Raw genomic sequence first — 18,865 nt, 5'->3', positions numbered from 1 at the left:
CTTGCCGGCATGAACCTCGACACCCGCATCAAGTACCGCCACCTGCTGTGCTTTCTGGAGATTGCCCGGCAGGGCAGCCTGGCCAGGGCTGCCAACGTGCTCGCCATCAGTCAGCCGGCGATCTCCAAGACCCTCAAGGAGCTCGAAGACCTGCTGGAAACCCGGCTGTTCGCGCGCAGCCGCCAAGGGGTCGAGCTGACGCCGGCCGGTACGCGCTTCATGCGCTATGCCGGGCCCAGCGTGCAAGCCCTGCGCGATGGCGTCAGCAGCCTGCGCGGCGAGGCACGGGCGCCGTCGCAGGTCCGCATCGGCGTGCTGTCCACGGTTGAGGGCCTGCTCATGCCCGAAGTGCTGTGCCGCCTGCATCAGCGTCATGAGGCGCTGGTGATCAGGGTAGTCACCGGGGTCAGCGCACAGCTGCTTGGCCAACTGCACCTGGGGGAACTGGAGCTGGTGGTCGGGCGCATGACCGACAGCCCGCAAATCCAGGGTTTGTCGTTCGAGCACCTGTACAGCGAGTCGATGAGCCTGGTGGTACGCCCAGGTCACCCACTGCTGGCCGGCACACCCGTTGAGCGCGGCCAGGTAGGGCGTTACCCCTTGGTCTTGCCGCCTGCGGGTACCACCATCCGCCAGCATGCCGACAGCCTGTTCGTGCAATGCGGCATCCAGATGCCGGCGCAGCGCCTGGAAACGCTGTCCCTGGCGTTGAGCCGGCGCTACCTGCTGAGCAGTGACGGCGTGTGGGTGGCGCCGCGCGATGCCGTGCTGCTCGACCTGCGCCGTGGCGAGCTGGTCGAGCTTGACCTGGGGGTGCGTGAACCCGGTGGCTCGGTGGGCATTTGTCGCAATGCGGCCCTGCCGCAAAGCCTGCCGGGGCAGTGGGTGTGTGAAGTGCTGCGCGAAGTGGCCGGGCAGTACCGCGAGGGCGTTTACCCCTGAGCCGGCGCTGTCAGCAGGGCGCTCAGCGCCTTGAGGTGGAACCGGCAGCCGCAAGGCTTTCCTGCCATGCGCAAGGCTGTGGAACTATTCCCTGTTTGTTGGCTCTTATGCCGGTAGCCATGGGTTGGGGACGCCTGATAAGCTCGCGGCTTCTACCCTGATTGCCCTTATGGCGCATGAACAAGGAAATGACATGAAACAGCATCGTTTGGCGGCTGCGGTTGCCCTGGTTGGCCTGGTACTGGCTGGCTGTGATCAACAGGCCAGCAGCCCCGAGCTGAAGACCCCGGCGCAGAAAGCCTCCTACGGAATCGGCCTGAACATGGGCAAGAGCCTGGCTCAGGAAGGCATGGAAGACCTTGATTCCAAAGCAGTCGCCCTCGGTATCGAAGACGCCGTTGGCAAGAAAGAACAGCGTATCAAGGACGAAGAGCTGGTAGAGGCCTTCACCTCGCTGCAGAAACGTGCCGAAGAGCGCCTGGCCAAGGCCAGCGAAGAAGCCGCCTCTGCTGGCAAGAAGTTCCTTGAGGAAAACGCCAAGAAGCCGGGTGTCGTCACCACCCCTTCGGGCCTGCAGTACGAAGTGATCAAAAAGGCCGACGGCCCGCAGCCCAAGCCGACCGACGTAGTGACTGTCCACTACGAAGGCAAGCTGATCGATGGCAAGGTCTTCGACAGCTCTGTCGAGCGCGGCAGCCCCATCGACCTGCCGGTGAGCGGCGTCATCCCGGGTTGGGTCGAAGGCCTGCAACTGATGCACGTTGGCGAGAAGTACAAGCTGTTCATCCCGGCTGAACTGGCCTACGGTGCACAAAGCCCAAGCCCGCTGATCCCGGCCAACTCGGTACTGGTGTTCGATCTTGAACTGATCGCCATCAAGGACCCGGCCCAGCTGCAAGGCGCTGAGCCGGACGCTGAAGCCCCCGCTGAAGCGCCTGCAGAAGCCCCTGCCAAGTAATACTGGCTGTTTGCCGAAAACGCCCCGTCTTTACGGGGCGTTTTCGTTTTAGCTGCTTGGACGAACCTGCCACTGCTGATACTGTCCGAGGAAATGCAGCGTGAAGAAGTAGGACGCTTCTGACGCAAGTCGCTCGCGGCGCAGGTAGCAACAGCCTGTAACGACTGTGTAAAAAACGCCCGATCTGACCGGGGCCCTTGCCTGGCAGGCACCCAGGGTCAGAAACTGTGGCCTGTTCACAAGGTTATCCACAATAAATGTGGATAACCTTTTCCCTCTCGGAGGTTCCATGAGCGCACCCTGGAATTTCGCCCGTTTCCTGCCCTTGGCCGAGCGCCTGCTCAGCCGCGGCCGGTTGCCGGCCTTGCTGTTCGCCGTGGCGCGCAAAGGCCCACGCCTTGGCCAGTTGCGTGACGACGTGAAATTGCTGCAGTCGCTGTGCCTGGCATGGTGGCGCGGCGAATACCGCGCCATCAGCCCCAAGGCGCTGGTGACCATCGTCGCTGGCCTGCTGTATTTCGTCAGCCCCATCGACGCTATCCCCGACTGGTTGCTGGGCGTCGGGTTCCTCGACGACATCGCAGTGCTGGGCTGGGTACTGAAAACCGTGGCCGACGAACTGGCCCGCTTCAGGGCCTGGCGCGACAGCCAGGCACCCGAGCGGCTACGCGTGGTCGAGCGGCTGCCCGCGACACCGGAAGCACTGCGCCTGGAGCGCAATACCCGGTAAAACCGAACTTTTGGGTAGCTGGCCTGCCTTGGAGTCTGTCGGCTACAATGACACCTACAGACATTAGAGACTCGTCCATGGATAAGCTAAGCCTGCACGCCAAAAAAGCGTGGTTCGCCAAGCATCGCACTGCGAATTTCGACAGCAGCCTGCGCCTTGAAGGCTTTATCGTGCCGCCAGACGAAGGCAAAGCGAAGTTGCCTGCCCGTGCTGCTGCACGGGAAGCTGTGCGGCAACTCAAGGCTTGAGTGTCGACAAGTATGGGGTCTATCAAGACCCTGATTGCTACCCTGACACGGACGTCCTGAAGAACCTTCTCAATCTGCGCAATGCAGAGGATCTGACGGAAGCTGAGCGTTACCTCACCCAGGTAGCGGCATCGCAGCTGGAGTTCGAAGAGCCTCCATACGATCTAGGTACATTAAAACGAATTCACCGCTGTCTGTTTTCCAGTATCTACAGTTGGGCTGGAGAAACTCCGTAAAGATCAGCAAGGGCAATGGTCGGGCCCAGTGTTCTGTTTGAATGGCTAGTCGTGAACGCTGGTTTCGAGATTACCTGGGGACGGGTTGGCCAGGAGCAGTGGGTAGCGGCGAATATCGAGTCTTTTCAAGGCAATGACCAGGCTTTGGAGCTCGTCTTCAATCAATGTATCGGCGCTCCGATCAGGGAAGCCAACGATCCATCTTGATACTTGTTCTCTGATTCTGTGGGTGCTTCAGCGATTGCAAACTGGCGGTGACATTCATTGGGGGCCGACCTCGTCTGACGATGTCCGCTCTCGAGCACGCCAGCTGGAAATCTCTTACAATGAGATATAACAGAAGGGGAGCAGCCCGATTGCCGTTCGCTATTGGCTGTCATCCGGTTGGATGAGAGGGCAGGGTTGCCGCGCTGTATTGCAACGCCTATGCCGGCTCCCCCAGATAGGCCGTATGGATTGCATGCTGTAATCCTTGTTGAAGGGGTTTGTAATGGGTATTCAGGTCATCAGCCGCGACGGTCAGCCCGAGTACGCCGTGGTTCCCTGGGAGCAGTACCAGGCGCTGCTGCAGGCTGCAGGGCAGGCACCTGCCGAGGCCGCTGCCAGCGAGCCGGCTCCCGCCGCAGCCGTTGCCGCGCTGCCGGCGTTCAGTGAAGTTGCACAGATCCGCCAGGCCAAGGGCATCGCGCCTGAACAACTGGCGCGTAATGTTGGGGTCAGCCCGGCCTACCTGGCCATGATCGAATCAGGCGAACGCCACCCGGATGCCGCCATCCGCCGTGCCCTGGCCTGGCACCTGGGGGTCGCGGGCTGGAGCGAGCCATCATGAGCCAGGTCAGGATCAGCCGTCAGCATTGGGACAACCTGCTGGGCGAGCTTGACCTGGCCCGCCGTCAACGTCACTTGCTGACTTACAGAGCGCTGATCGAGCGCTTGCAATTGCCCAGCCCGGCCATGCAGACACTCACCGCTGCGCTGGAATACCTGGCGGTGCTGGACGCGCGTGCCGAGCAACCGCTACGCAGTTCGTTGGTCATCAGCCAGGGCGCCAGCCGCTTGCCGCGTACCGGCTTTTTCGAATGCGTAGAGCGCCTGGGGCGCTTTTCCGGCCCGATCGACGGTATGGAGGCCGCGTCGTGGCATGCTTCCGAAGTGGTGCGGGTGTTCGAATACAGCTACCCCGAAAGCGCCTGATCGCCAGCTGCACCGGGTTTTATCCAGGCAGGCATGAAATGAAAGGGCCGGGCATTTGCATGCCCGGCCCTTGTTATGTCGCGACAGCCAGCGGCCTTACTTCTTGGCCACTTTGCTGCTGGCGCTGAGGTAGTCGATCAGGATGCGACCGGTTTCCGCCAGGTAGGCGTCGTCTTCCGGCTTGGTGTTTTCATCCTCGGCCGGCAGCGCGTCTTCGTCCTCTTTCTTCAGCTCTTTGAGCGGTTCTTCACCCTTGGCCTTGCGGCGGGTGTTTTCCAGCGCCAGTTGTTTCGCCTCGATCTCGTCGTGGCGGGCACGGCGGTCCTGCTCGTTGAGGCTGACGGTTTTCTCGTTCATCAGCTTCTGGGTCAGGGCCAGGCGGTCGCGGATGTAGGTGAACTCGGCATCCTTGTCGCTACGTGCCTCATGCTGGGCCTTGAGCTGCGCCAGGAACGGTTTGAACGGATCGGCAGCGGGCTTGACCACCGGGCGGATGGTGTCCCACGGCATGGCCTCGGGCAGGGCGCTTTCGCCGATTTCCTTGGTGTCGATGATCGATGGGTAGTCGATGTCCGGCAGTACGCCCTGATGCTGGGTGCTCTGCCCGGATACCCGGTAGAACTTCGCCAGTGTCAGCTTCAGCTCGCCATGGTTGAGCGGCTGGATGGTCTGCACCGTGCCCTTGCCGAAGGTCTGGCCGCCAATGATCAACGCGCGGTGGTAGTCCTGCATGGCACCGGCGAAAATCTCCGAGGCCGATGCCGACAGGCGGTTGACCAGCAGCACCAGCGGCCCTTTGTAGAAGGCACCGGGGTTTTCGTCTTCCAGCACGTCGACCCGGCCATCGCTGTTGCGCACCAGCACCGTCGGGCCTTTCTCGATGAACAGGCTGGTCAGTTCGGTGGCTTCCTGCAACGAGCCGCCGCCGTTGTTGCGCAGGTCGATGACCACGCCGTCGACTTTCTCTTTCTGCAGCTCGGTGAGCAGTTTCTTCACGTCACGCGTGGTGCTCTTGTACTCCGGGTCGCCGGCGCGGTAGGCCTTGAAGTCCAGGTAGAAGGCCGGGATCTCGATGATGCCCAGCTTGTAGTCGCGCCCGTCCTGCTTGAGCTTGAGCACCGACTTTTTCGCCGCCTGCTCTTCCAGCTTCACCGCTTCGCGGGTGATCGACACGATCTTGCTGGTCTGGTCGCTCGGTGCGTTGCTGGCCGGGATGACTTCCAGGCGCACCACCGAGCCTTTCGGGCCGCGGATCAGCTTGACCACTTCATCCAGGCGCCAGCCGACCACGTCGACCATTTCCTTGTTGCCCTGGGCGACACCGATGATCTTGTCTGCCGGTGCCACCTGCTTGGTCTTGGCTGCCGGGCCGGCCGGCACCAGGCGCACGATCTTGACCTGGTCGTTGTCGCTTTGCAGCACTGCGCCGATACCTTCCAGCGACAGGCTCATGTTGATGTCGAAGTTTTCCGCGTTGTCTGGCGACAGGTAGTTGGTGTGCGGGTCGTAGGACTGGGCGAAGGTGTTGATGTAGGCCTGGAAGATATCTTCGGCACGGGTCTGGTCCAGGCGCGCCAGCTGGTTCTTGTAGCGCTTGGTCAGGGTTTCCTGGATCTGCTTGGGCTCCTTGCCGGCGATCTTCTGGCGCAGCACTTCGTCTTTCACGCGTTTGCGCCACAGGTCGTCAAGCGCGGCCTGGTCCTTCAGCCATGGCGCGTCCTTGCGGTCGATCAGCAAGGTTTCCTTGGTGGTGAAGTCCATTTTGTCCACGCCCTTGTTCAGCTCGGCCAGGGCGAAGTCCAGGCGTTGCTTGACGCGGTCGAGGTAGCGCTTGTAGATGGTGAAGCCCGGGTCGAGGTTGCCGCTTTTGAGGAAATCGTCGAATTGCGTTTTCCACTTGTCGAATTCGGCGATATCGGCCGCGGTGAAGTAGCTGCGCGCCGGGTCCAGCAGCTTGATGTAGCTGTCATAGATGATGACCGAACGGGCGTCATCCAGTGGCGGCTTGCTGTAATGGTGGCGCTTGAGCAACTCCACCACATTGAGGCTGGCGACGATCTCGTCGCGGTCGGGTTGCAGGCTGTCCCATTTATTGGCGGCCGCTGCATTGCCGCCGAGCGCGAGGCTGCCCAGGCCGATCATCATGGCCAGGGCGGTGCTTGGGAGGAAATGCTTCATGCTGATTCGACGTGGGGGCAATTGATCACGCATAGTAGGCCGTCTTTTCCGTTCGCCGGTTCCAGAAGAGCCGGGCGCATACTGCAAAAAGCCTGGGCACAACGATCCCAGGCTCGGTCATATGATTCAACTATGGAGGCACTGTGAAGGCATTGCAAGGCGTTGACGGACATGTGACCTGGGTCGAGGCCGAACGCCCGACCTGTGACGCGGGCCAAGTGCGCATCCGCGTGGCTGCGGCGGGGTTGAACCGCGCCGATTTGCTGCAGATGAAAGGTTTGTACCCACCGCCGCCGGGTGCCAGCCCGTACATGGGGCTCGAGTGCTCCGGGGTGGTCGAAGAAGTGGGCGCTGGCGCAGCCTGGCGCGTGGGTGATCGGGTCTGCGCGCTGCTGGCCAGCGGTGCCATGGCCGAGGAAGTGGTGGTCGACGCCCGTCATGTACTGCCGGTGCCCGAAGGCCTTGGCCTGCATGAAGCTGCTGCACTGCCGGAGGTGTACGCCACTGCCTGGCTGAACATCTTCCAGCTTGGTGCGCTGAAGGCGGGCGAGAAGGTCCTGGTGCACGCCGGTGCCAGCGGCGTCGGCTCGGCGGCCATTCAGCTGTGCAAGGCCTTTGGCAGCCCGGTCTGGGTCAGCGTCGGCTCGGCGGACCGCCTGGCCTATTGCCAGGCCTTGGGCGCAGCAGGTGGCGTGGTGCGTAACCAGAACCTCGACGCGCTGGAAGGGCTGGGCCCGTTCGACGTGATTCTCGACCCGGTGGGGGCCAGCTATGGTGAGCTCAACCTCAAACTGCTGGCCCGTGACGGGCGCTGGGTGATCATCGGCCTGATGGGCGGCCGCACGTTCGAGCTGGACCTGGCACAGGTACTGGGCAAGCGCCTGGGGATCACCGGTTCTACCCTGCGCAACCGTGATGACAGCTTCAAGGCCGAGCTGCTGCGCGAGTTGCAGCAGCAGGTGTGGCCGCTGTTCAGCGAAGGGCGCCTGTCGCCGCAGCTGGTCGATACCTACCCTGTGGAGTTCGCCCAGGCGGCGTATGCCGAGCTGGAGACCAACCAGGTGTCGGGCAAGTTGGTGATGGTGATCGACCCGAGCCTGGCTTGAGGTTGCCGGGGCTGCTGAGCAGCCCATCGCGACACAAGGCCGCTCCTACAGGAGCTTGCATTTGCCTGTAGGCGCGGCCTTGTGTCGCGAAGCGCCCCCATGTCCCTCAAGTCCAACTCAAGACAGGCCAGCCATTCTTCTCGGCGTGCTCGCGCAACACCCCATCCGGGTTCACCGCATACGGGTGATCCACCTTCAACAACAACGGCAGGTCATTCCTCGAATCGGAATAGAAGCTCGCCCCCTCCAGGTTCTCCTGCTCCTGGTCCAGCCACTCCAGCAGCCGGGTAATCTTGCCTTCGCGGTAGGTCAGTACCCCATGGGTGTTGCCGGTATACACCCCGTTCACCGCCTCCAGCTCGATCGCCAGGTATTCGTCCACGCCCAGGCGCGCCGCAATCGGCCCCACCAGGTGCGTGCCCGAAGCGGAAATGATCAGAATGCGATCGCCGCGCTTGCGGTGCTCGGCAATGCAGCGGCAGGCGTCGCCGTAGATGATCGGTTCGATCACCTCTTCAACCCACGGCCCCACCAAATGCTCGACTTCCTCCAGGGTGCGCCCGGCTATCGGCTCCAGGCTGAAGGCCATGTAGTCCTCCATCTGCAGGTGGCCTTTGCCGTACGCTTCCATCAGCTCATGGTCGCGGCGCAGGAATTCCTTGCCATCGACCCAGCCCAACCGGGCCATCTGTTCACTCCACAGCGACGCGCAGTCGCCGTGGATCAGGGTTTCGTCCAGATCGAAAATTGCCAATGCCATCGTGTTGCATCTCCTTAGGCCACTTCGCGTAGCGCCGTGGGGTCGATCGACAGGCTCACCCGTTGCCCGTCTGCATGCAGGTCGGCCGGTGAGCGGTTGAGTACGTCGACCACCAGTTCCACGCCACGCACTTGAACGCGGTAGCGGATCACGTTGCCCAGCAGGCTATGGCTGCGTACCTCGGCGTCGCGCTCACCCGCCAGGCCCAAGGTGATGGATTCCGGGCGGATCGCCAGGCGGCAGGCTATCGGGCGTTGCAGCAGGCGGCTGGCGCTGTCGGCGTCAAGCAGGTTGTAGTTGCCGATAAAGCCTGCGGCAAACAGGTCCACCGGCGCAGTGTAAAGGGTTTCGGCATCGCCGCTTTGCACAATGCGCCCCTGGTTCATCAGGAAGATACGGTCGGACATGGTCAGCGCCTCTTCCTGGTCGTGGGTGACGAAGATGGTCGTCAACCCTAGTTCGCGCTGGATCGCGCGAATTTGCTCGCGCAGGTGCTTGCGGATACGTGCATCCAGTGCCGACAGCGGCTCGTCGAGCAGCAGCAGGCGTGGCCGGGTGACCAGCGAGCGGGCCAAGGCCACGCGCTGGCACTGGCCGCCCGACAACTGGTGCGGGTAGCGCCCGGCAAAGGTGCCCAGCTCGACCAGGTCCAGTGCCTCGCGCACGCGCCGCTGGCTTTCCTCGGCCTTGACCTTCTGCATGCGCAGGCCAAAGGCAACGTTCTGCTCCACGGTCATGTTGGGGAACAGCGCGTAACTCTGGAACACCATGCCGATGCCGCGTTGCTGCGGGCTCAGCGGCACGATGTCGTGGCCGTCCAGCAAGATCTGCCCGCGGTCCACCGGGGTGAGCCCGGCGATGCAACGCAGCAGCGTGGACTTGCCGCACCCGGAGGGGCCGAGCAGGGTGACGAATTCGCCGCGCTCGATGTGGCAGTCGATGTTCTCGAAAACCGGGTTGCCGGCATAGCTCTTGTGCAATTGCTGTACGCTGACGAAGCTCATGTCAGGTCTTGTCCTTGTTCAGGCGGTTGGCAACCCAGGTCAGTACTAGCACGAAGGCGAAGTAGGAAATCACCAGCGCGCTGTTGAAGTGGCCGCTGCTGTTGCGCATGTTGTTCAGGTACACCTGCAGGGTCTCGTAGCGGGTGCCGACCAGCAGGTTGGCGAACACGAACTCCCCGAACAGGAACGAGAACGACAGCAGCAGCGCCACCATCAGGCCCTTGCGCAGGTTTGGCAGCACCACCAGCAGTGCGGCTTGCCAGGTGCTGGCGCCCAGCAGCTGGGCGGCGTCCATCAGGTCGTGCAGGTGAATGGCCTGCAGGTTGTTGGTGATCGCCCGGTACATGAACGGCAGGGCGATGGTGAAGTAGCAGCCGATCAGGATCCACGGCGTGCCGACCATGGCCATCGGCCCGCTGCCGTACAGCTGCAGCAGCCCTACCGACGACACCACCGGCGGTACCGCGAAGGGCAGCAGGATCAGGATGTTCATCAGCCCGTCCAGCCTGGGGAAGTGGTAGTGGACCACGAACAACAAGGGCAGGATCAGCACCACCGACAGCAGCAGCGCCCCCACGCAGACCAGCAGCGACTGGCCGAACGCCGCCAGGAAGCGGGGTTCGCTCCACAGCGCGATGTACCACTTGAACGTCAGGCCGCTGGGCAGCAGGCTGGCCGACCAACTGGTGGCCAGCGAGTAGAGCAGGGTGCCGGCCAGGGGCAACAGCAGAATCAGGAACAGCAGGTACACCACGGCGCGGTGGTACCAGCCGCCGGCACGGGTTTCAGCGCGCATGGTAGCTCCGTTTCAGTAGCCATTGGTGCACCACCGTGACCAGCGTCATCAGCCCTACCAGAACCATTGCCAGCGCGCTGGCCAGGTTGGGGTCGAGGCTGATGTCACCGGCCACCAGGCCAGCGATGCGGATCGGCAGTACGTTGAAGTTGCCAGTGGTCAGCGCGTACACGGTGGCGTACGCGCCAAGGGCATTGGCCAGCAGGATGACGAAGGTGCCCAGCAGGGCCGGGGTCAGCACCGGCAGGCCGATGTGCCGCCAGAACTGCCAGTGGCTGGCGCCCAGCAGTGCTGCCGATTCACGCCAGTCTTCGCGCAGCGCGTCGAATGCCGGGTACAGCAGCAGCACGCCCAGCGGGATCTGGAAGTAGGTGTACACCAGGATCAGGCCGTTTCTGGAATAGATGCTGAAGTCTTCCAGCAGGCCGATCTGCTTCAGCAGCAGGGTCAGGGCGCCGTTGAAACCGAGCAGGATGATGAAGGCAAAGGCCAGCGGCACCCCGGCGAAGTTGCTGGTCATGTTGGCGAAAGCGCTGACGAAGTCGCGCAGCCTCGAGTCTACCTGGCGCAGCGAATAGGCACCGAGGGTAGCGATGACGATACCGAACAGGCTCGACCAGAAGCTGATCTCCAGGCTGCGTTGCAACGCCTGCAGGTAGAACTTAGAGGTGAACACCTTGCTGAAGTTGGCCAGGCCCCAGCCGGCTTCCGACTGCAAGCTGTTGATCGCCACCCAGGCCAGCGGGGCGATCTGGAAGATGACGAAGAACACCGCGAACGGCAGTAGGCACAGCAAGGCCAGGTAGCGGCTGCGGTTCACTTGAGCAACTCCCTGCATACCGTTTTGTCGTGCGCCACGCCCAGCAGCTCGCAGATGGTGCCGCATAGCTCGGTCTGCTGTGGCTTGGCGGCCGGGTCAAGGCTGAAGGCTTCGCCAAAGACGAACAGCGGCACTTCGCGTTCCTCGGTGAGCAAGCCATTGTGCGAGCGGTCGTTGTTCATGCCGTGGTCGGCAGTGACCAGTACCTGGTAGCCCTCTTCGAGCCAGCCTGGCAGGTAGTCGGCCAGCAGGATGTCCACGCTGCGCGCGGCATTGCGGTACTGGCTGCTGTCCAGGCCATGGTGGTGGCCGACATCATCGATGCTCATGGGGTGCAACAGCAGAAAGTTCGGGGCGTGCCGCCGGCGCAGGTACTCGCCGTCGGCCAGCAGGTGGGAGTCGGGGTAACGGTCGTCCCAATAGAACAGCCCGTGCTGGATCGGCAGCTTCGGGGCGTGGGTATGGCGGTCGCGCTGCGGATCGAAAGGCGAGCGGTTATACAGCTCGCTCATCCAGTGATAGGCCGCTGCCGCCGTGCCCAGGTTGGCCTCGCGCGCGTAGTGGAACACGCTGCGTTGGTTGGACAGGCGGTTGACGCCGTTGTGCACGATACCGCTGTCGATGGGCGCTACGCCGGTGAGGATGCATTCGTACAACGGCCGTGACAGCGATGGCAATTCGCATTCCACGCGGTACAGCGCGGCGCGGTCGGCCTCGACATAAGCGTGCAGGTGGCCCATGGCATGGTGGGCGACCTGGTAGTTGAGGCCGTCGAGCAGGACCAGGATGACGTTGTGTTGCATGGTGGCTCCCAATGAGCTGCAGGCGGTTCTAGCTGAAAGCTGAAAGTTGCAAGCTGCAAGCCGCAAGCTGCAAGAAGAAGCCGGCATGGCGCTCACCGGCTTCCACTTGTAGCTTGCAGCTTGCTACTTGAAGCTTCTTCATTCCATCTCGATGATCACCTGCTCCTGCCACAATTGCGGCAGCTTCTTCGAGGTCGCTTCCCAGGCTTCGGCATTCTTGATCGGCTGGGCCGCACTGTATTGCTCATTGGGCAGCAGTTTGGCCTGCACGTCTTCCGGCAGCTTCATGTGATCGGCCCGGATCGGGCGTGCATGCCCCTTGGCCAGGTTGATCTGCCCGGCGTCGCTGAAGATGTATTCACGGGTCAGCTTGGCAGCGTTGGGGTGTTTGGCGTATTTGTTGATCACCGTGGTATAGCCGGAAATCACCGAGCCGTCGGCCGGGATCAGCACTTCAAAACGCTTGGGGTCGATCTGCTCGCGGTAGCTCAGGCCGTTGAAGTCCCATACCACGCCCACTTCAACTTCACCCTTTTCAAGGGTCTGGATGGTCGGGTTCGCCAGGGACAGGCGCTTCTGCTGCGCCAGCTTGGTGAACAGTTGCAGGCCGGGTTCGATGTTGCTTTCACTGCCTCTGTAGGCGATGGCCGCGGCCAGCACGCCGTTGGCCGCCTGGGCAGCGGTACCGACGTCACCGATAGCGACCTTGTACTTGCCTTTCTCCAGGTCGTGCCAGGTTTTCGGGCGTTCGCCTTCCTTGACCAAATCCTTGTTGATGATGAAGGCGATGGTGCCGGTATAGGCCAGTGCCCAGTGGCCGTCTTCATCCTTGGCCCATGCCGGCACCTGGTCCCAGGTGCTGGGCTTGTACGGCTGGCTGACACCCTTGGCCACTGCAATCGGGCCGAAGGCGGCGCCCACGTCACCGATATCGGCGCTGGCGTTGTCTTTCTCGGCCTCGAACTTGGCCAGCTCCTGCGCCGAGCTCATGTCGATGTCGCTGTGCTTGAGGCCATATTTGCTGGCCAGGTCTTCCCAGGTGCCTTTCCAGTTGGCCCAGGCATCGGGCATGCCCACGCTGTTGATGGTGCCTTCCTTGCGGGCGGCGTCTTCCAGGGCCTTGAGGTCAGGGCCGGCGGCCAGCGCCGAGGTGCACAGGGTAATGGCCGAACCGAGCAGTGACGCCATGAACAACTTTTTCATCCGAAGCTCCTTGGTATGGGTGCCTGTAGCGATCGTTGTTAGGAGTGAAGGGGTTGTCTGGTGACCGTTGGTCTAGGTCAGCAAACCTTGAGCCAAGGTAGGCCGCTTGCGTGACAATTTGATGTAGGGAAACACCGGCAACGGCCCTGCGACTAAAGCGTAGACCACGGAATTCAACCGGTCGGGCGGCCTTGGCGCGTTTCTGGCAAGGGTCGCGGCAGGCGCTTGTCACAGGATATTCATCAGCCCTGCCTAGGCTGCACTAATCTTCACAGGCCCCTTTATGGGGCTGGACTAGTCCAGATAGGTAACCTTTTGATGCAGTCGACGCCCCCGCGTGCGGTAACAGCCATCTGCCATGCCCTGCAGGAGCAGATCGAGCACGGCTTGCTGGAGCCGGGCGGCAAGTTGCCGGCCGAGCGCCGGCTGAGCGAGCTGTTCGGTACCACGCGCATTACCCTGCGTGAAGCGCTGGTGCAGCTGGAAGCCCAGGGCCTGATCTACCGCGAAGAGCGGCGCGGCTGGTTTGTGGCGCCGCAGCGCCTGACCTACGACCTGATCGAACGCAGCCACTTCCATGCCATGGTGCGCGCCCAAGGGCGCGTGGCCAGCACCGAGCTGCTGTCGGCGCGGCTGCAGCCAGCCCCGGCAGCCATCTGCGCGCGCCTGCAGTTGCCGGCGTTGTCCAGTGTGGTGCGCATCTGCCGGTTGCGGCGCATTGATGGGCGGGCAGTGTTGTATGCCGAGCACTACCTCGACCCCCGGTATTTTCCGGACATCCTCGAGCACGACCTGGCGCAGTCGCTGACCGAGATTTATGGCCGGGTGTATGGCATCGAGTATGGGCAGGTGTGTTTCGAGATCCTGCCCACGGCACTGCCGGTCGAAGCGGCGGGGGCGTTGAAAGTATCGGCGGGGAGCCCGGGGCTGCACATTACCCGGGTCAACAGCGACCAGTATGGGCACCTGATCGACTGTGACCTGGAGTATTGGCGGCATGATGCCATTCGTATTCGTGCCCAGGCGGGCTAGGGTGTTGGCTGCTTCGCGGGCTTGCCCGCTCCCACAGGTACTGCACAGGCCTTGAACACTGTGATTACCCTGTGGGAGCGGGCAAGCCCGCGAAGAGGCGCTAACTGGAGGAACCGGTTTCCGCCATCCCACCACCCCCGGCGGTCACCACCTGTACCGACAACCGTGGCGTCGCCAGATCCAGCCCGGCCTCGTCCAGCTGCCGCTTCAGCGCCAGGTTGAACGCCCGCGACACTTCCCATTGCTTGATCGGCGCGGTCTTGAACCGTGCCCGCAACACCGCCGAACCCGACTCGAAGCTTTCCACGCCCTGCAGCTCCAGCGGCGACCAGATATTGCGGCGCATCAGTGGGTCGTTGCGCAGCTTTTGCCCGACTTCGCGAATCAGCGTGATGGCCTGGTCGATGTTCATGCTGTGCGGGATCGCCACCCGGAAGATCGCGTAACCGAACTCCCGCGAGTAGTTCTTGATGCTCTTGATTTCGCTGAACGGAATGGTGTGCACGATGCCGTCGATATCGCGCAGGCGCACGGTGCGAATGGTCAGCCCCTCGACGGTGCCCAGGTGGCCGCCGACATCCACGTAGTCGTCGATGGCCAGCGAGTCTTCGATGATGATGAACAGCCCGGTGATCAGGTCGGCCACCAGCGACTGCGCGCCAAAGCCGATGGCCAGGCCGATCACGCCGGCACCGGCCAGCAGCGGGGTGACGTTCATGCCCATGTTGGCCAGGGCCACGATCACGGCAATGATGAAGATGACCACGAACATCACGTTGCGGATCAACGGCATCATGGTTTGCGCGCGGGCATTGGCCAGCCCCCGGCGCGAACGTACCAAGGCATGGTGTACGGCGGTGTCGGCCAGGATCCACACCAGCCAGGCGACGATCAGCGTGCCGGCCAGCCCCAGCAGGCGCACGCTGATGTCGTGACCGTCGCCCTCGGCGAAGGTGATCATCGACAGGCCCCACACGCGCAGGCCCAGCTCGATGAACAGCAGCCAGATGAGGATGTGCACCAGCAGGTAGCCAAAATTGCGCAGGCGCTCGGCATACACCGCCTGGCGTTTGGCCGCCCGTTTGGGGTTGGCTGCATGCCGCCGCACCAGGCCATTGAGCACCATGCACACCACCACCAGCACCGTGCACATCAGCGACTGGCGCAGCGCGGTGCTGGTGTCACCGGCAGAAACGAAGGTGGCGAACAGTGAAATCGCCACCAGGATCAGTGCGGGAATGAACCAGAAGCTGCCCAGGATCTCGATGGTGTCGCTGAGCGTGCGCCGGGTCAGGCGCCGGGACAGCGGCTGGTTGCGGATCAGGTGGGCGATCGGCCGGCGGAAGCGCAGGATGAACAGCCCGGTACACAGGGCGGCAATCACATTGGCCAGGGTTGCCAGCGCATGCGCCAGGTGGGTACCCAACGCCACCAGCAGGCGCGGGTCGCTCATGGCCTCGCCAAAGGCGGCGAAGCTGCCGATCAGCCACAGCGGCCGGAACGCCTGGTGCCGCAGGATATGCAGGGCGCGGTGGCGGTGCGGGCCGTCGAGCAGCGAAAAGGCGATGACGCACACCGCCGAGAAGCAGGTGCCCACCACCAGCGCGTAGGCCAGCACCATGGCCAGCGATTTGCCCAGTGACGGCGGCAGCACGAAGCTCAGGTACACGGTGAACACCAGCGCTACCAGCCAGGGGCCCAGCTTGCGCAAGGCAAAACGCACCAGGTCCCAGGTGCGTGGGTGTTGCGGCAGTTCTTCACTCAGGCCAAACCGCAGGCGTATGCGGTGGCCGACCCAGTTGAAGAAGTAGGCCAGCAGGCTCCACACGGCAATCACCGCGGCAAAGCCGAACAGGATGGCCGGCCACTGGTGCACCGGCACCATCAGCTCGGTCAGCTCGACCTGGGCCTGTTCGATTTCCGCCGCCCAGCGGTGGAACGGGCTGGCATCGCCGCTGAACTGTTTTTCGAAGTCACTCAGCGCACCGCCGATCAGGCCGAGCACACCTTGCTCGACACTGGGCTGAGTTTGCCGGGTGGCATCGCGCAGTTTTTTCAGGTCGGCCAGCAGCTTGGCCCGTTGCTGGTCGTTCTCGAGGTTCTTGATCACCTCGTCCAGCGACTTGCCCAGTGGCTCGGTGGCCTCCGGCTGCGCGGGCGCGCTGCTGCCCAGCAGGCTGGGCAGGCCCGCTGCCTGCACCGGGGTGATGAACAGCAAGAACAGTAGGGACAGGAAACGCAGAAGGGCAGGCACTGGCAAATCTACCTCAGGTCAAACGATTGCCCGAGTGTAGAGGTTTATGTCGGCAGTTTCTCGAGGATCTTCCAGCAGGTAAGGCCAAAGATGCCCAAGGTGCCGATCCACATCATCAGCACACCGATACTGCGTTCGCGCATGCTGAAGCCAACGGTCAGCAACAGCAGGAACAGGAAAACCGGCACGAACAGGGACAAAAACGGGGACATGGACAGCAATCCTTTTGCAGTGGGGCCATGTAACAAGCATAGCGGGTGGCAAGCGAAGCGGGATTGACCTTGAGCAGGCCAGGCCCTATCGCCGGCAAGCCAGCTCCCACAGGTCCCCTGCAGGCCCTGGCATTGTGGGCTACAGGCAACCCCGCAGACCCAGGTATTGTGGGGACCTGTGGGAGCTGGCTTGCCGGCGATAGGGCCAGACCTGCCTACCTCAAGGCAGCTCGCGGCACCGGTAGAACGCTGTCAGCACCTTCACCAGGTGCGCCAGGTCATGGCTACCACACAGCTCGCGAATCGAGTGCATGGCAAAGGTCGGCAAGCCGATATCCACGGTGCGCACACCCAGGTGGCTGGCCGTGATCGGCCCGATGGTCGAGCCACAGCCCATGTCGCTGCGTACCACGAAGCTCTGCACGGGCACTTCTTCGGCCATGCACAGGTGGCGGAAGAACCCAGCGGTTTCGCTGTTGGTGGCGTAACGCTGGTTGCTGTTCACCTTGATCACCGGCCCGGCGTTGAGTTTGGGCCCATGGTTGCCGTCGTGCTTGTCGGCATAGTTGGGGTGTACGCCGTGGGCGTTGTCGGCCGATACCATCAGCGAACGCTGGATGGTGCGCACGTAGGTGTCGCCGTCGGGCAGCAGGCGTTGCAGGGTCTGCTCCAGCATCGGGCCATCGGCGCCGCAGGCCGAGCAGCTACCGACCTCTTCATGGTCGGTGCACACCAGCACGCAGGTTTCGTCGCTGTCGGCGGCCAGCAGTGCCTGCAGGCCGGCGTAGCACGACAGCAGGTTATCCAGGCGGGCCGCGGCGATGAAGTCGCCATTCAGGCCGACCAAGGCGGCCTGCTGGGTGTCGTAGAAGCTCAGTTCGTAGTCCAGCACCACGTCGGCGATCAGCTCGTGTTCACGGGCCAGTTGCTCGGTGAGCAGGGCGCGGAAGTCGATGCGTTCGTCACCGGCCACCTGGGCCAGGATCGGCGGCAGTTCGTTCTGCGGGTTGATCGCCCAGCCCTCATTGGCGGTGCGGTTCAGGTGGATGGCCAGGTTGGGGATGATGGCAATGGGCAGTTTGAAGTCGATGAGTTGGCTTTCGACCTTGCCATCACGGCGGTAGGTGACCCGCCCGGCCAGCGACAGGTCGCGGTCGAACCACGGCGCCAGCAGGGCGCCGCCATACACTTCCACACCCAGTTGCAAAAAGCCTTGGCGCTGCAGCTCGGGCTGCGGCTTGACCCGCAGGCAAGGGCTGTCGGTATGCGCGCCGACCATGCGGATACCGTGGTGTAGCGGGGCTTGCTTGCCCAACTTGATGGCGATGATCGACGAGTCGTTGCGGGTAACGTAGTAGCGCCCGCCCGGCACCGTGGCCCAGCTATCACGCTCGTCCAGGCGCTGGTAACCGGCTGCCTCCAGGCGTTGGGCCAGGCTGGCGGTGGCATGGAAGGGCGTGGGGGAGGCCTTGAGAAAGTCGATAAGGCCAGAATTCAGTGCATCGCGCATAACTCACTCCAATTCGAGCTTCAAGCTATAAGCTTCAAGCCATAAGCTACAAGCCATAAGCTACAAGTCGTAAGCTACAAGTCGTAAGCTACAAGTCGTAAGCTACAAGCTTCAAGCAAAGGCAGTCCGCGGAGCAAGCTTCCACGCGATCTGTCTTTGCTTTTTCTTGCAGCTTGAAGCTTGCAGCTTGCAGCTTGCAGCTCAAAAAGGTGCAGGGCACTCGAACTTCAGCCGTTGCCCGGAAACCGGGTGGGTGAAGCTCAGCATCGAGGCGTGCAGGCACAACCGCTCATGCGCCGCCAATGCCTGCGGGTTGGCATACAGGCGATCGCCCAGCAACGGGTGCCCGATCGACAGCATGTGCACGCGCAACTGGTGTGAACGCCCGGTGATCGGGGTCAGCTCCACCCGGCAGTGGTCGCCACAGCGCTCGACGATGCGCCAGAAGGTGAGGGCATGCTTGCCTTGCTCATGGTCCACCACGTGGCGGGGCTTGGTCGGCGGGTCGTAGCGCAGCGGCAGGTCGATGCTGCCGCTGTCCAGCGCCGGCTGCCCCCAGCACAACGCGGTGTAGGCTTTTTCGGTTTCACGGTCGTGGAACTGGCGCGACAGCTCGCGGTGGCTGTCGGCATCGCGGGCCAACAGGATGATGCCCGACGTTTCCCAGTCCAGGCGGTGCACGATCAGGGCGTCGGGGTAGCCGTTTTCCTGCAGGCGGGTAATCAGGCAGTCCTTGTTGTCGTCGGCGCGGCCAGGCACCGACAGCAGCAGCGTCGGCTTGTTGATCACCAGGATGGCGGCGTCTTCGTGCAGGATCTGGATGTTCGACAGCGGCATTGCTTGGTCTCGGTTATATCAGGGGAAAACAGCGGGGCCGCT

The 18,865-nt window shown here is 62.8% G+C and carries 19 protein-coding genes; 8 read left to right on the top strand and 11 right to left on the bottom strand.

Annotated features, from left to right (window positions below; all coding sequences use genetic code 11):
• Positions 1-9: 9 nt before the first annotated feature.
• The 6 genes from pcaQ (at position 10) to APH30_RS14605 (ending at position 4,308) form a co-directional block, all read left to right on the top strand.
• Positions 10-942, top strand: coding sequence for a pca operon transcription factor PcaQ (gene pcaQ / locus APH30_RS14630; RefSeq protein ID WP_054912947.1), 933 nt, complete (start codon positions 10-12; stop codon positions 940-942).
• A 193-nt stretch (positions 943-1,135) separates the two neighbouring features.
• On the top strand, positions 1,136-1,900 hold the full coding sequence (locus APH30_RS14625; RefSeq protein ID WP_054912946.1) for an FKBP-type peptidyl-prolyl cis-trans isomerase: 765 nt from the start codon (positions 1,136-1,138) through the stop codon (positions 1,898-1,900).
• Positions 1,901-2,189: 289 nt separating this feature from the next.
• On the top strand, positions 2,190-2,630 hold the full coding sequence (locus APH30_RS14620) for a YkvA family protein (protein WP_029885873.1): 441 nt from the start codon (positions 2,190-2,192) through the stop codon (positions 2,628-2,630).
• Between the two features lie 77 nt (positions 2,631-2,707).
• On the top strand, positions 2,708-2,878 hold the full coding sequence (locus APH30_RS28755; protein WP_156326477.1) for a YhfG family protein: 171 nt from the start codon (positions 2,708-2,710) through the stop codon (positions 2,876-2,878).
• A gap of 726 nt (positions 2,879-3,604) precedes the next feature.
• Positions 3,605-3,943, top strand: coding sequence for a helix-turn-helix transcriptional regulator (locus tag APH30_RS14610; protein WP_054890369.1), 339 nt, complete (start codon positions 3,605-3,607; stop codon positions 3,941-3,943).
• Positions 3,940-4,308, top strand: a complete 369-nt coding sequence (locus tag APH30_RS14605; protein WP_009686241.1) for a hypothetical protein — start codon at positions 3,940-3,942, stop codon at positions 4,306-4,308. Before APH30_RS14610 ends, APH30_RS14605 begins: the two co-directional genes overlap by 4 nt.
• Positions 4,309-4,404: 96 nt before the next feature.
• On the opposite strand, the gene APH30_RS14600 is transcribed toward APH30_RS14605, so the two are convergent.
• A complete protein-coding gene (locus APH30_RS14600; protein WP_167524230.1) occupies positions 4,405-6,486 on the bottom strand; it encodes a carboxy terminal-processing peptidase in 2,082 nt (693 codons plus the stop codon).
• 143 nt (positions 6,487-6,629) lie between these two features.
• Between APH30_RS14600 and APH30_RS14595 the strand changes: the two genes are divergently transcribed.
• Positions 6,630-7,592 carry an NAD(P)H-quinone oxidoreductase gene (locus APH30_RS14595; RefSeq protein WP_009686243.1) on the top strand — a complete coding sequence of 321 codons (963 nt, stop codon included), beginning with the start codon at positions 6,630-6,632 and terminating at the stop codon, positions 7,590-7,592.
• A 106-nt stretch (positions 7,593-7,698) separates the two neighbouring features.
• Here APH30_RS14595 and APH30_RS14590 read toward each other — a convergent pair whose 3' ends face one another.
• The 6 genes from APH30_RS14590 to APH30_RS14565 form a co-directional block, all read right to left on the bottom strand.
• A complete protein-coding gene (locus tag APH30_RS14590; RefSeq protein WP_054912943.1) occupies positions 7,699-8,352 on the bottom strand; it encodes an HAD family phosphatase in 654 nt (217 codons plus the stop codon).
• A 14-nt stretch (positions 8,353-8,366) separates the two neighbouring features.
• Entirely contained in the window at positions 8,367-9,356 is a 990-nt protein-coding gene (locus APH30_RS14585) for an ABC transporter ATP-binding protein (protein ID WP_054912942.1), read from the bottom strand.
• A 1-nt stretch (position 9,357) separates the two neighbouring features.
• On the bottom strand, positions 9,358-10,152 hold the full coding sequence (locus APH30_RS14580) for an ABC transporter permease (protein WP_009686246.1): 795 nt from the start codon (positions 10,150-10,152) through the stop codon (positions 9,358-9,360).
• Entirely contained in the window at positions 10,142-10,990 is an 849-nt protein-coding gene (locus APH30_RS14575) for an ABC transporter permease subunit (RefSeq protein ID WP_054881375.1), read from the bottom strand. Before APH30_RS14575 ends, APH30_RS14580 begins: the two co-directional genes overlap by 11 nt.
• Positions 10,969-11,775 (bottom strand): alkaline phosphatase family protein, encoded by an 807-nt coding sequence (locus tag APH30_RS14570; RefSeq protein WP_009686249.1) that lies wholly within the window; start codon positions 11,773-11,775, stop codon positions 10,969-10,971. Before APH30_RS14570 ends, APH30_RS14575 begins: the two co-directional genes overlap by 22 nt.
• A gap of 138 nt (positions 11,776-11,913) precedes the next feature.
• Positions 11,914-12,978, bottom strand: coding sequence for an ABC transporter substrate-binding protein (locus APH30_RS14565; RefSeq protein WP_054912941.1), 1,065 nt, complete (start codon positions 12,976-12,978; stop codon positions 11,914-11,916).
• A 318-nt stretch (positions 12,979-13,296) separates the two neighbouring features.
• Here APH30_RS14565 and APH30_RS14560 point away from each other — a divergent pair, with 318 nt between their 5' ends.
• Complete coding sequence (locus APH30_RS14560; protein ID WP_054912940.1) at positions 13,297-14,010, top strand: UTRA domain-containing protein; 714 nt, start codon at positions 13,297-13,299, stop codon at positions 14,008-14,010.
• Positions 14,011-14,110: 100 nt separating this feature from the next.
• Here APH30_RS14560 and APH30_RS14555 read toward each other — a convergent pair whose 3' ends face one another.
• The 4 genes from APH30_RS14555 to APH30_RS14545 form a co-directional block, all read right to left on the bottom strand.
• Complete coding sequence (locus APH30_RS14555) at positions 14,111-16,264, bottom strand: mechanosensitive ion channel family protein (protein ID WP_054912951.1); 2,154 nt, start codon at positions 16,262-16,264, stop codon at positions 14,111-14,113.
• Positions 16,265-16,308: 44 nt separating this feature from the next.
• A complete protein-coding gene (locus APH30_RS29100; RefSeq protein WP_009686254.1) occupies positions 16,309-16,476 on the bottom strand; it encodes a hypothetical protein in 168 nt (55 codons plus the stop codon).
• A gap of 220 nt (positions 16,477-16,696) precedes the next feature.
• On the bottom strand, positions 16,697-17,986 hold the full coding sequence (locus APH30_RS14550; RefSeq protein WP_054912939.1) for a M18 family aminopeptidase: 1,290 nt from the start codon (positions 17,984-17,986) through the stop codon (positions 16,697-16,699).
• Between the two features lie 201 nt (positions 17,987-18,187).
• Entirely contained in the window at positions 18,188-18,823 is a 636-nt protein-coding gene (locus APH30_RS14545; RefSeq protein WP_029885883.1) for an RluA family pseudouridine synthase, read from the bottom strand.
• Positions 18,824-18,865: the final 42 nt, after the last annotated feature.

The sequence above is a fragment of the Pseudomonas sp. NBRC 111127 genome, assembly GCF_001320345.1.
GTDB lineage: Bacteria > Pseudomonadota > Gammaproteobacteria > Pseudomonadales > Pseudomonadaceae > Aquipseudomonas > Aquipseudomonas juntendi.
This window is presented reverse-complemented; position numbering and strand designations above follow the sequence as displayed.